Raw genomic sequence first — 12,557 nt, forward strand, 5'->3', positions numbered from 1 at the left:
CGCTACGCGTCCTCGGCGGGCGCCGCCTGCGAGGTCCCCTCCTCCAGTGCCGCCAGCGCCGGGTCCAGGACGATGTCCTCGTCACGGGCCTCGATCGTCGGCTCCTCCGGGAAGTGGCAGGCCGTCAGGTGACCGGCGCGGTTGCCGGCGATCTGCACCAGCGGCGGCTCGTCCGTGGCGCACTTGTCCTGCGCCTTCCAGCAGCGGGTGCGGAACCGGCAGCCGGAGGGCGGGGAGATGGGGGACGGCACGTCGCCGGCCAGCCGGATGCGCTCGCGTGCCGGCGCTCCGCCCACCTCCAGGCTCACCTCGGGGACGGCGGAGAGCAGGGCGTGGGTGTACGGGTGGCGCGGCCGGGTGTAGATGGAGTCGCGGTCACCCACCTCGATGATCTTGCCGAGGTACATGACGGCCACGCGCTGCGAGAAGTGCCGTACCACCGCCAGGTCGTGGGCGATGAAGAGGAACGCGATGCCGAGTTCGTTCTGCACCTTCTGGAGCAGGTTGACGACCTGGGCCTGGATCGACACGTCGAGTGCGGAGACCGGCTCGTCGGCGACGATCAGCTTCGGCTCCAGGGCGAGCGCGCGGGCCACACCGATGCGCTGACGCTGGCCACCGGAGAACTCGTGCGGGAACCGGTTGTAGTGCTCCGGGTTGAGACCGACGATCTCCAGCAGCTCGCGCACGCGCTTCTCGCGGCCGCCGGCCGGGTTGATGTCGTTGATCTCCATCGGGCCGGAGATGATCTTGCCGACCGTCTGCCGCGGGTTCAGCGACGAGTACGGGTCCTGGAAGATCATCTGGATCTCGGACCGGATCGGCGCCAGTTGGCTGCGCGAGGCGTGACTGATGTCCCGGCCGCGGTAGCTGATCGAACCGCTGGTCGGCTCCATCAGCCGGGTGATCAGCCGGCCGGTGGTCGACTTGCCGCAGCCCGACTCGCCGACCAGGCCGAAGCTCTCGCCCGCGTGCACGGTCAGGTCGATGCCGTCCACGGCCTGCACCGCGCCGATCGTGCGGCGGATCGGGAAGCCGCCCTTCACCGGGAAGTGCTTGGTGAGCCCCGCGACCTTCAGCAGCGGCTCCCCGTCCGCGCCGGTGCTCTGCTCCCGCGGGACCGGGAGGACCAGGTCCTCTTTCATGACGGTGTCCTCCTATGACCTAGCCCAGTCGGGGCTTGATCTCCTCGATGAAGATGGTCCGCTTCTGGTCGGCGGTGAGGTGACAGGCCGACGCGCGGTCGGGGGCCAGCAGCGGGCGCTCCTTCACACAGCGGCCCGAGCCCTCCACCCGCTCCTGGAAGGCGCAGCGGGGATGGAAGCGGCAGCCGGACGGCGGGTTGAGCAGCGAAGGCGGGGCGCCGGGGATCGGGGACAGCTGGGCGCCGAGGTCGGAGTCGAGGCGCGGCATCGAGTTCAGCAGGCCCCAGGTGTAGGGGTGCTGGGGCGCGCGCAGCACCTCGTCGGTCGTGCCCTGCTCCACCGCGCCGCCCGCGTACATCACCATGATGTCGTCGGCCATGTCGGCGATCACCCCCAGGTCGTGGGTGATGAAGACGATGCCCGAACCGAACTCCTGCTGGAGGTCCTTGAGCAGGTCCAGAATCTGGGCCTGCACGGTCACGTCCAGCGCGGTCGTCGGCTCGTCCGCGATCAGCAGGTCCGGGTCGCACACCAGCGCCATCGCGATCATCGCGCGCTGGCGCATACCGCCGGAGAACTGGTGCGGGTAGTCCTTCGCCCGCTCCCGGGGGTGGGGGATGCCGACCTTGCCGAGCATCTCCACGGCCCGCTCCCAGGCCTGCTTCTTCGAGGCCCCGGTGTGCTTCATGTACGGCTCGGCGATCTGCCGGCCCACGGTGTAGTAAGGGGAGAGCGCGGTGAGCGGGTCCTGGAAGATCATGGCGACCTTGTTGCCGCGCAGCTTCTCCAGTTCCGACTCGCGGGCCGTGGTCAGCTCCTGCCCGTCCAGCAGGATCTCGCCCTCGACCGTGGTGAACATGGGGTTGTGCAGGCCGAGGACGGTCAGGTTCGTCACCGACTTGCCCGAGCCGGACTCGCCCACGATGCCGAGGGTGCGGCCGCGCTCCAGGTCGAAGGAGAGCCCGTCCACGGCCCGTACGACGCCGTCCTCGGTCTTGAAGCTCACGTGCAGGTCCCGCACCGAGAGCAAGGGCCCGGTGCCGGCCGGGATCGGAGCACCGGCTTCCTTGGTCAGAGTGGTCACGACAGTGCTCCTAGGCCAGCCGCACGCGCGGGTCGATGAAGGCGTACGCGGCGTCGACGATGATGTTGAACAGCAGGATCATGCTGGCGGAGAACAGCATCACGCCGACCAGCAGCGGCAGGTCGCTGAAGAACACGGACTGCACGGCGAGCTGCCCGAGGCCCGGCAGGCCGAAGGTGAACTCGGTGATGATCGCGCCGCCGAGCAGGGCGCCGAGGTCGATGCCGAAGATGGTGACGATCGGGATCAGCGAACCGCGCCAGGCGTAGCGGAAGAAGACGTACCGCCGGGACATGCCCTTCGCGCGGGCGGTGCGGACGTGTTCCTCCTGGAGCTGTTCGATCATCGAGGAGCGCGACATACGGGTGTACTGCGCCGCGAAGATCGTGGAGAGGACCACCCAGGGAATGATCAGACCCGAGAACCAGGCCACGGTGTCCTGGGTGAACTCGTTGTAGGCCGGCTTGTCGAACCAGTGCGTCTGGTAGACGAGGATCGCCAGGGCCAGCGGGCCGAGGAAGTAGATCTGCAGGGAACTGATGACCATGGCACCCGCGGTGGCCGTCTTGTCGATCATGGTGCCGCGCCGCCAGGCGGCGAGCAGGCCGGTTCCGAGACCGACGACAAGGAAGCACACGGCCGCACCCAGGGTGAGCGAGACGGTGGTGGGCAGGCGGTCCATCAGCGTGCCCCAGACCTGCTCGTTGGTGTGGTACGAGTAGCCGAAGCACGGTGCCGGGCACGGGCCCTGGGCGAACTGGTCGCTGCCCAGGACGAGATTGTGCAGGAAGATCCCGTACTGCTCGGGGATGGATTTGTCCAGGCCGAGCACGTGGTGGATGTTCGCGATGCTGTCCGGGTTGCAGGTCTTGCCGCACATCAACAGCGCCGGGTCCCGGGGCACCCCGAAGAACAGCACGAACGTGACGATGCTCAGCAGGAACAGAATGACGACGGCACCGATGATCCGGCGGACGAGGAAGCGCAGCATGACAGGGCAGCTCTCAGACGTCGGCGGTCCGGGCGGTACCCGGCGCACCCCCTGTGCGGGAGCGCGCCGGGTACCGGACGGGGACGGTTACTTGATGTAGAGGCGACGCGGGTCGATACCGCCGAGCACGTCGTCGTAGACGAGCCCGCCGACCTTCGAGCCGGCGATCTGGGTCTGCTTGTAGTACGCGGTCGGGACGACGTTCACGACGTCCTTGACGAGGTACTGGTCGAGCTTCTCCCACTCGGCGGCGGACTTGACCGGGTCGGTGATCTGGTTGATCCGGTCGATCTCGCTGTTGACCTTGGGGTCGTTGACCTGCGAGTAGTTCTGCGCACCGTCGGCGATCACGCGGCCGTCGTACAGCGGCGGGATCACTGTCGAGGAGGACGGCCAGTCGGCACCCCACGCGGTGTGGAAGATGTCGTAGTTGTTGTTCAGCTTGGAGACCTGGTCGTAGTAGGTCTCGGCCGGGATCTCCTGGCGCTGGACGTTGAAGCCGGCCTTCTTCAGGCCCGCCGCCATGGCGGTGGAGTACTGCTGGCCCTCGGGGGTGTTGATGTAGCCGAAGGTCAGCTTCATGTTGAGCTTGCCGGCCTTCTTCAGCAGCTCCTTGGCCTTGGCCGGGTCACCGGCGGGCTTCTTCTTCTTGCCCCACGGGTCGAACGCCGCGTCGTAGCCGGAGACGGTCGGGGAGATCAGGCCGCCCGCGACCTCCATGGCGTCGGTGCCGCCGTAGGCGCGGACGAACGGGGTGATCGGCAGGGCATAGGCGATCGCCTCGCGGATCGTCTTGTCCTTCATGGCCGGGTGGCTCATGTTGATGTTCATCTGGCCCACGTACGGCTGGTAGCCGGAGACCGTGCGCGACTTCATCTTCGTGTCACGCAGCACCTGGGACAGGTTGCCCGCGTCGACCTGGTTGTTGAAGCTGACGCCGGCCCGGTCCGCGCCGCTGTCGGCGAGCAGGGCCTTGGTGGACGTCTCGTACTGCTGGTTGAACGTGATGTTGAACCGGTCCACGTACTGGTGGCGGATCGGGTCCGTCTTCGGGTCCCAGTTGGTGTTCTTGACCAGCACCATCGACTTGCCGGACTTGAACGACTGGATCTTGTACGGGCCGGTCACCACCGGTGCCTTGTCGTACTTGACCTTGGTGTCGCCCTTCTCCGAGACGACCGCGTAGCCCGCCATCGCCATGGCGTAGGGCAGGTCGGGGTGCGGCGTCTTGAAGTGGAAGATGATCGTCTTGTCGTCCGGCGTCTCCAGGACGGAGCTCGGCAGGTGCTTGCCCTTGTACGGGCCGTCCTTGAGGAGCTTGCGGTACTCGGTGCCCGGCTTGTCGGCCAGCCACTGCTGGAGGTAGGTCGGACCCTGGTTGACGAACGACGCGAAGAGCCGCTCGACGCTGTGCCGGACGTCCTTGGACGTGATCGGGGACCCGTCCTGGAACTTGATGCCGTCCTTCAGCGTGTACTTCCAGGTCTTGCCGCCGTCGGTGGTGGTGCCGGAGTCGGTGGCGAGGTCACCGACCACCTCGTGCTTGCTGCCGTCGTTGCTCGTGGCCTTGTAACCGGTCAGGCCGCGGTGCAGCAGCGAGGCGAGCGAACCCTCGTCGGAGACGTAGATCTGCGCCGGGTCGAGGTGGGCGTAGCTGTCTCGCTGCAGCACCTCCATCGTGCCGCCGGTCTTGGCGCCGGGCACGTCCGCGGCCGGGCCCGTGGAGGCCGCCGCGTCGCCGAACTTGATGGACGCCTGCTGACGCTGGGCGTTCTCCTTGTCCTTCTTGCCGTCGGTGCCGCCGTCGCTGCCGCCCTTGCTGCAACCGGTGAGCACAAGAGCTCCGGCCGCGAGCACGGAGAGTGCGCCGTATGCGTGGCGTCCGCCCCTACTCATCACGAAGATTCCCACCCATCTATGTGTCACCAGTGCGTTCTGTGTGTCACCAGTGCGAAAGAGAACTGCTGGAAGTGCAGTGAGATGCATCGGAACTGACGTTCCGTGCGGTGGACGTGCTTGGGTCAGCGCGCGGTCTTGGGATCGAATGCGTCTCTGACCGAGTCCCCGAGCAGGTTGAACGCGACGACGAAAATGATCATCGAGATGCCGGGGAAGAACATGTAGGTGATGTCGTTCTGCATCACCAGTTCGGTGGACGCCTTGGAGAACATCTGCCCCCAGTCGGGCGTCGGTTCGACGATGCCCACGCCCAGGTAGGACAGGCCGGCCTCGGCCGTCACGAATCCGGGCAGCAGGTACGTCGACTGCACCAGGAGCGGGGTGACGATGTTCGGCAGGATCTCCTTGCGGATGATCCGCCACGGCTTGGCCCCGCTGACCTTGGCCGCTTCGATGAACTCCCGTTCACGCAGGGCCAGTGCGGTACCGCGCAGGATGCGGCCGAGTCCCATCCAGCCCAGGAACCACTGGACCAGGATGAGCGCGATCACCCGGACGTACGTGGGCGTCTCGTCACGGGGGCTGACGAACAGGGAGACCACGACGGGCATGCTCGCGATGAAGAACAGCTGCGCGGGGAACGCCAGCAGGAAGTCGATGACGCGGCCGAGGAAGTAGTCGGTCTTGCCACCGATGTAGCCGGCGGTGACACCGAGCAGGATGCCGGTCACGACGACCGCGACGGTCACGGCGACCGAGATCATCAACGAGGTGCGGATACCGTAGATCAGCTTGGTGAAGACGTCGTAGCCGTTGCCGGGTTCGAGGCCGAACCAGAACTCGCCGCTGATACCGCCGTTGGGCTGGATGGGCACGCCGGCGCTGTCGAACAGTTCCGGACGCTCGTCGGCGTAGACCGTGTACGGGTCCTTGCCGTAGAGCTTGGAGATCAGCGGGGCGAGCAGGCCGATCAGGAAGAAGAAGCCCACGACGTAGGCCGAGATCACGCCGGTGCGGTCGCGCTTGAAGCGCATCCACATCAGCTGGCCGGGAGACCGGCCTTCGAGCTTGACGACCTCGCTCTTCGTCTCCGGCCCTGGTTCGCCGTCGACGACGACCGAAGTTCCGCCGCCCTCAATGTCGATAGGACTTGTCACGGTTCGTCCGTTTCACAGATATGAGTGTGAGAGGTGCCCGGGTACTCCGAGAACGCGCGAATCCGCAGTCGGACGCGCGTAGTTCTACAGCCGAATCACACTGCTGGAAGTGACGAACTGGCCCACTTGGTGTTTGTGACACCGCGCATGGGGGTTCCTCCTCATGACTTCACGTGTTCACCAACAGGAGAGGGTTGACGTCTTCCCTCCGACACCCCTGACGGAGGGTCAGACACCCCCTGGTGCTCGTGAGTCACCGCGCTGTCCCCACAGCACGAGACCCATTGACCCGAGCGCTACGCGGCTAACTATCTGCCATGAGCCAGGTGGCGACCACCGTCTTTAAATCTCAATTCAGTCACAGCTGGCGTGTAGAACTTCCAAAAACTGGACAAACTGTTCGCGGCGAGAAGGCCGCGAAACGGACGTGTTACATGGCTATCGGTCGAGGATCTCCGCAATGCGGACACCGGATCCCGCCTCATGGATCACCGGCCGACGAAAAACGGGTTGCAAAAAGCCCGGGTCCCCCCATCCTTGGGGGAACCCGGGCTCAATTGCCGTCGGGTCAGCCGTGCTTGGCGCGGCTCGCGGCGCGGGCGCGCTCGCGGGCGTCCAGGTTCACCTTGCGGATGCGAACGGCCTCCGGGGTCACCTCGACGCACTCGTCGTCGCGGCAGAACTCCAGCGACTGCTCCAGGGAGAGCTTGCGCGGCGGGACGATGGCCTCGAACGAGTCGGCCGACGAGGACCGCATGTTCGTGAGCTTCTTCTCCTTGGTGATGTTCACGTCCATGTCGTCGGAGCGCGAGTTCTCACCGACGATCATGCCCTCGTACACCTCGGTGCCCGGCTCCGTGAAGAGCACGCCGCGCTCCTGAAGGTTCGTCATCGCGAACGCGGTGACGGCGCCGGAGCGGTCGGCGACGAGCGAACCGTTGTTACGGGTCTGCAGGGTGCCGAACCACGGCTCGAAGCCCTCGTGGATGGAGTGGCCGATGCCGGTGCCGCGGGTCTGGGTCAGGAACTCCGTCCGGAAGCCGATCAGGCCGCGCGAGGGCACCACGAACTCCATGCGCACCCAGCCGGAGCCGTGGTTGGACATGTTGTCCATCCGGCCCTTGCGGACACCCATGAGCTGGGTGACGGCACCCATGTGCTCCTCGGGCACGTCGATCGTCATGCGCTCGACCGGCTCGTACGTCTTGCCGTCGACGTCCTTGGTGACGACCTGCGGCTTGCCGATGGTCAGCTCGAAGCCCTCGCGGCGCATCTGCTCGACCAGGATGGCGAGCGCCAGCTCACCACGGCCCTGCACCTCCCAGGCGTCCGGACGATCGGTGTCCAGGACGCGCAGCGAGACGTTACCGATCAGCTCACGGTCCAGGCGGTCCTTGACCTGGCGGGCGGTGACCTTGCGGTCCTTGACCGCCGCCTTCGCGTCGGCGCCCTTGCCGGTGCCGCCGCGGCCGACCAGCGGGGAGGTGTTGGTGCCGATGACCATGGAGATGGCCGGCTCGTCCACCGTGATCAGCGGGAGCGCGATCGGGTTCTCGGTGTCGGCGAGGGTCTCACCGATCATGATCTCCGGGATGCCGGCGACAGCGCAGATGTCACCCGGCCCGGCCTTCTCGGCGGGCTTGCGGGTGAGCGCCTCGGTCATCATCAGCTCGGTGATGCGGACGTTGCTGATGGAGCCGTCGCGCTTGATCCAGGCGACCGTCTGGCCCTTGCGCAGCTCGCCCTGCTCGACGCGGAGCAGCGCGATACGGCCGAGGAAGTTGTCGGCGTCGAGGTTGGTGACGTGGGCCTGCAGCGGCGCGTCCTCCTCGTACGTCGGGGCCGGGATGTGCTCCAGGATCGTGGAGAAGAACGGCTCCAGGCTGTCGCTGTCGGCCGGGACCGTGCCGTCGTCCGGCTTGGTCAGCGAGGCGACGCCGTCACGGCCGCAGGCGTAGACGATCGGGAACTCGATCTGGTCCTCGTCCGCGTCCAGGTCCAGGAACAGGTCGTAGGTCTCGTTGACGACCTCGTCGATCCGGGAGTCCGGGCGGTCCGTCTTGTTGATGCACAGGATGACGGGCAGGCGCTGCTGGAGGGCCTTGCGGAGCACGAAGCGGGTCTGCGGCAGCGGGCCCTCGGAGGCGTCCACCAGCAGCACGACACCGTCGACCATCGACAGACCGCGCTCGACCTCGCCGCCGAAGTCGGCGTGGCCGGGGGTGTCGATGATGTTGATCGTGATCGGGTCCCCGCCGTCCTTCGGGTGGTACTTGACCGCCGTGTTCTTGGCGAGGATCGTGATGCCCTTCTCACGCTCCAGGTCGTTCGAGTCCATCATGCGGTCGTCGACGCCTTCGAGCTGGTGGGCGGCGAAGGCGCCGGCCTGCTTCAGCATGCCGTCGACGATGGTCGTCTTGCCGTGGTCGACGTGGGCGACGATGGCGACATTGCGGATGTCGTGGCGCGTGGCCATATTGCGACGTACTCCCGGGGTGTGAGGAAGGCCCTCTGCGTACGTCCGTGTGACGCGGGCCCTGCCGGGCTTGACATGCCACGGCCTCACCCCATGTTACGTGGCCCTGAGGGGGTCGGCTTCCTCAGGGCCTCAGGGGCCTCAGCTCGCGGACGGCGCCGGGGAGACCTTGGCGCCCTTCTTCAGGTAGCCCATGTCCTCGTAGACGGGTGTCTGGAAACCGAACGCCCCGGCGTTGACCAGCGTCTTCCGTGCGCCCATGAGCTGCGGCCGCTGGTAGAGCGGGATGGAGCCGGCCGCCGCCCAGATGCGCGCGTCGGCCTTGCGGATCAGCGACCTCTCCTCGTCCTCGTCGAGGGTCGCCACCGCCTCGTCGAAGAGCTGGTTCACCTGGTCGGTGCCGACCCTCGTGTAGTTCTGCTCGACGTTCACCGACCCGTCGGCCGCCGCCACCGGCTTGGCGTAGATGGGGCGGGCGTCGGTCGCGGGGAAGGCGGAGGCCGGCCACGAGTACAGGGCCAGGTCGAAGTCGCCGGAGGCGATGTGGTCCTTGAAGTAGCTCTCGTCCGGGACCCTGCTGATCTCCGTGCGGATGCCGAGCCGCTCCAGCATGGCGGAGATCCGTCCGGCGACCGTGTTCAGGCTCTCCGAGCCGGGGCCGGAGGGCAGGACGAAGCGGAGCAGCAGCGGCTTGCCGTCCTTGGCGAGCGGCGCGGCCGGCGCGGCGGCCGGGGCGGCCGTGCCCTTGGGGGCGTAGGCGCCGGGCGCGCCGCCGTGCTTGCCCTCCTGGTCGAGGTGCCGGCCGTTCTCCTCGCCCTGCTCGTGCGTGCCCTCGGCGGACTCGTGGTGCTTGCCCTTGCCGTCGGGGTCGTCGTCGTGGCCCTTGTCGTCCTCGCCGACGATGTACTCGCCGTCCTCGCCGCCGTCGGACTCCTCGCCCTTCTGCTTCTTCTTCTCGGGGCCGGCGGCCTTCTCGGCCTTCTTCGGCTGCGTGACCGGGCCGCCGGGCACCCAGCCGGCGTCGGCGAGCAGCGCCTGCGCCTCCTTGGTGTCCTGGCCGCCGATCGCGCCGCTGTTGTCGGCGTAGGCGGGCTGCCCGGAGAGGGCGAGGTGGCTGCCGACCGGGACGGCGGGCAGCCCGAGGGGCGTGAGGACCAGCTTGGCGAGCTCGTCGCGGTCCAGGGCACGGGCGACGGCCCGGCGGACCCGGTCGTCGAGGAGGGGGCCGGTGGAGCCGTTCAGGGCGAGCTGGGTGTAGGCCGGCTCCAGGGACTTGCGGACCTCGAACCCGGCCAGCGCCTGCTGCTCCTCCAGGTACTCGGCGATGGACTTGCGCAGCTTCTTCTTGCCCGCCTTCACCTCGTCGGAGTCGAAGCCGTGGGCGAGCGCCCAGGAGCGCAGCTTCTTCACGGAGGTCTTCCCGCTGCCCTGGAGCGGGGTCCCGGTGCCCTTCTCACGGCCGGCGAGCCCGATCCGCTGGGCCTCGACCGAGTCGACCTCGGCGAGGTCCACGCTGCCGTCGGCGAGTGCCACGGCCCGCTGGTCGCGGGGCACGGCGTGCAGCACGATCTCGTTCAGCTTGGCGGGCTTGCCCCACCAGCGGGCGTTGCGGGTGAGGACCACGTCCTTCTTGGCGGTGTCGACCTTCGCCACCTTGAAGGGGCCGGCGGTGACCTGGAGCTTGCGGCGGGCGCCGTCGTTGAAGGCGTCCGGGGTGCCCATGACGTTCTTCGGGTACAGCGGGGAGAACAGCGACCTCCAGTCCGCGTAGGGCTTGGAGAAGGTGACCCGGACCTGGAGGTCGTTGGCGCCGCGCTCGATCTTCTCGATGCGGTCGTAGCCGGCGTTGCGGGCGGTCCAGTAGGCGCTGTTCTTCCCCGACAGGGCGCGCCACTGGGCGACGAAGTCGGCGGCGCCGATCTCCCGGCCGTCGCTCCAGACGGCCTGCTGGTTCAGTTTGTACTGCACGACCTGGCGCGGCTCGGTCTCGATCACCTTGGCCGACTCCAGGTAGGCGGGATTCGCCACCGGGCGGCCGTTCGCGTCCAGCCGGAACATCGAGGGGAGCACGGCCTGGGCGACGCGCGCGGTGCCCGCGTCGGCGTCGGCCTGGAAGGTGTTCAGGGTCTCCGGTACGGCGTCGACGGCCCACTTCAGGGTGCCGCCGTCGGCGACCTTGTCGCGGGCGACGAGCGCGATGTCCTGCGGCGCGGCGGGGGAGGCGGCCTCGTCGTCGGAGCCGCAGCCGGCGAGGAGCGGCACCGCGAGCGCGCCCGCGGTGAGGAAGACGACCGAGCGCTTGACCGCGCGCGGGCCGACGCCGTCGTGGGACATCTCTGCTACCTCCATGAAGCCGCGGGCTTTATGCTCGCTTTTGTCGGTATATGGAGCTGATCACTATTGGCGGTATATGGAGCTGATCAGATCTATGCGGCCACTGAAGAGGAAAGGATCCGGCCACCGTGGGCGACACGGCGACGACGGGCGGTAACCCCACCCGTGCGGCGCAACACACCGGCAGATGCATCCGTACGCCTCCGCCAATCGCTGCACATGCCTTCACACCGGCGTGTGCGGCGCGCAACACTCCAAGGCGCATGAACGTTGCCGCCCAGGGTCCGCCGGACCCACGGAAGTGAGGGCAAGTCATGTCCGTGCACGACGACATCACCTCGGTCCAGCGTTCTCTCGACGATCTGTACCGGTCGCTGGGACGGCTGGAGAACCACCTCGGCAGCGGCGGCCTGGAGATGCGCCGCGTCCGACTGGACGCCGACCACCTGCGGGAGAGCGTGGCGCTGCTGCGGGAGGCCGCCGCCTCCCCGGACGCGGCCCGCCGCCCCGACCTCGTCACCATCTCCGACACGCCCTACGACATCAGCCTGTGGACGGACTCGGACGACGAGGGCCTCGGCGCCCGCGACCGCCGCGCCCCCTGACACCCCCGAACCGACCGGAGTCCCCCTTGGCTACTGGTACGGAACCTCAACAGAACAGCGGCGGCGTACACACCGGTACGCGCGCCGCGATCGCCGCGAGGCATCTGCGGACCGACCGCTGGTGGCTGGCGCCCGCCGTCACGGCGGCCGGTCTGTTCGCCTTCGTCGTGTACTCGACCTGGCGGGCCTTCGCGAACGCCGACTACTACGCGGCCCCGTACGTCTCGCCGTTCTACTCGCCGTGCCTGGCGGAGAACTGCCGGACGATGCACGCCGGGCCGAACGCCGACCTCTTCGGGAGCTGGTGGGGCATCTCGCCCGCGATCATCATCCTGATCTTCCCGCTCGGCTTCCGCCTGACCTGCTACTACTACCGCAAGGCGTACTACCGCAGCTTCTGGGCGTCCCCGCCCGCCTGCGCGGTGGCTGAGCCGCACCGGAAGTACACGGGTGAGACCCGCTTCCCGCTGATCCTGCAGAACGTCCACCGGTACTTCTTCTACGCCGCCCTGCTGGTCGCCTGCGTGCTGACCTACGACACGGTGCTGGCCTTCCGGGACCCGCAGTACCGCTGGGGCCACATGGGCCTCGGCACCCTCGTGTTCCTGGCCAACATCGTGCTGATCTGGGCGTACACCATCTCCTGCCACTCCTGCCGGCACATCGTCGGCGGCAAGCTCAAGCACTTCTCCCGGCATCCCGTGCGCTACAAGGCGTGGCAGTTCGTGGGCAGGCTCAACGCCCGGCACATGCAGCTGGCGTGGGCCTCGCTGCTGAGCGTGGCGCTCGCGGACTTCTACGTCTACCTGGTCGCGTCCGGGGTCTTCGACGATCCGCGCTTCTTCTAGAGATTCCAGTGAGGGACT

At 67.8% G+C, this 12,557-nt stretch carries 9 protein-coding genes; 2 read left to right on the plus strand and 7 right to left on the minus strand.

Annotation, left to right across the window (positions count from 1 at the left end):
- Positions 1-2: 2 nt before the first annotated feature.
- From BLW57_RS14880 to BLW57_RS14910, 7 genes are all read right to left on the minus strand, one after another.
- Positions 3-1,145, minus strand: a complete 1,143-nt coding sequence (locus tag BLW57_RS14880; protein WP_093475004.1) for an ABC transporter ATP-binding protein — start codon at positions 1,143-1,145, stop codon at positions 3-5.
- 19 nt (positions 1,146-1,164) lie between these two features.
- A complete protein-coding gene (locus BLW57_RS14885; protein ID WP_093475005.1) occupies positions 1,165-2,229 on the minus strand; it encodes an ABC transporter ATP-binding protein in 1,065 nt (354 codons plus the stop codon).
- 10 nt (positions 2,230-2,239) lie between these two features.
- On the minus strand, positions 2,240-3,220 hold the full coding sequence (locus BLW57_RS14890; RefSeq protein WP_093475007.1) for an ABC transporter permease: 981 nt from the start codon (positions 3,218-3,220) through the stop codon (positions 2,240-2,242).
- Positions 3,221-3,307: 87 nt separating this feature from the next.
- Entirely contained in the window at positions 3,308-5,116 is a 1,809-nt protein-coding gene (locus BLW57_RS14895) for an ABC transporter substrate-binding protein (RefSeq protein ID WP_093480696.1), read from the minus strand.
- A gap of 125 nt (positions 5,117-5,241) precedes the next feature.
- Positions 5,242-6,276, minus strand: coding sequence for an ABC transporter permease (locus tag BLW57_RS14900; protein ID WP_093475008.1), 1,035 nt, complete (start codon positions 6,274-6,276; stop codon positions 5,242-5,244).
- A gap of 568 nt (positions 6,277-6,844) precedes the next feature.
- Positions 6,845-8,752 carry a translational GTPase TypA gene (typA, locus tag BLW57_RS14905; RefSeq protein WP_093475010.1) on the minus strand — a complete coding sequence of 636 codons (1,908 nt, stop codon included), beginning with the start codon at positions 8,750-8,752 and terminating at the stop codon, positions 6,845-6,847.
- A gap of 141 nt (positions 8,753-8,893) precedes the next feature.
- The gene (locus BLW57_RS14910) at positions 8,894-11,086 is read right to left on the minus strand and encodes an ABC transporter family substrate-binding protein (RefSeq protein ID WP_093475011.1); all 2,193 of its coding nucleotides are present in this window, start codon (positions 11,084-11,086) and stop codon (positions 8,894-8,896) included.
- Between the two features lie 314 nt (positions 11,087-11,400).
- Here BLW57_RS14910 and BLW57_RS14915 point away from each other — a divergent pair, with 314 nt between their 5' ends.
- A complete protein-coding gene (locus BLW57_RS14915) occupies positions 11,401-11,691 on the plus strand; it encodes a hypothetical protein (protein ID WP_073889206.1) in 291 nt (96 codons plus the stop codon).
- A gap of 26 nt (positions 11,692-11,717) precedes the next feature.
- The gene (locus BLW57_RS14920; RefSeq protein WP_093475013.1) at positions 11,718-12,539 is read left to right on the plus strand and encodes a hypothetical protein; all 822 of its coding nucleotides are present in this window, start codon (positions 11,718-11,720) and stop codon (positions 12,537-12,539) included.
- The last annotated feature ends 18 nt before the right edge of the window (positions 12,540-12,557 follow it).

The sequence above is a fragment of the Streptomyces sp. 1222.5 genome, assembly GCF_900105245.1.
Taxonomy (GTDB): Bacteria; Actinomycetota; Actinomycetes; order Streptomycetales; family Streptomycetaceae; genus Streptomyces; species Streptomyces albidocamelliae.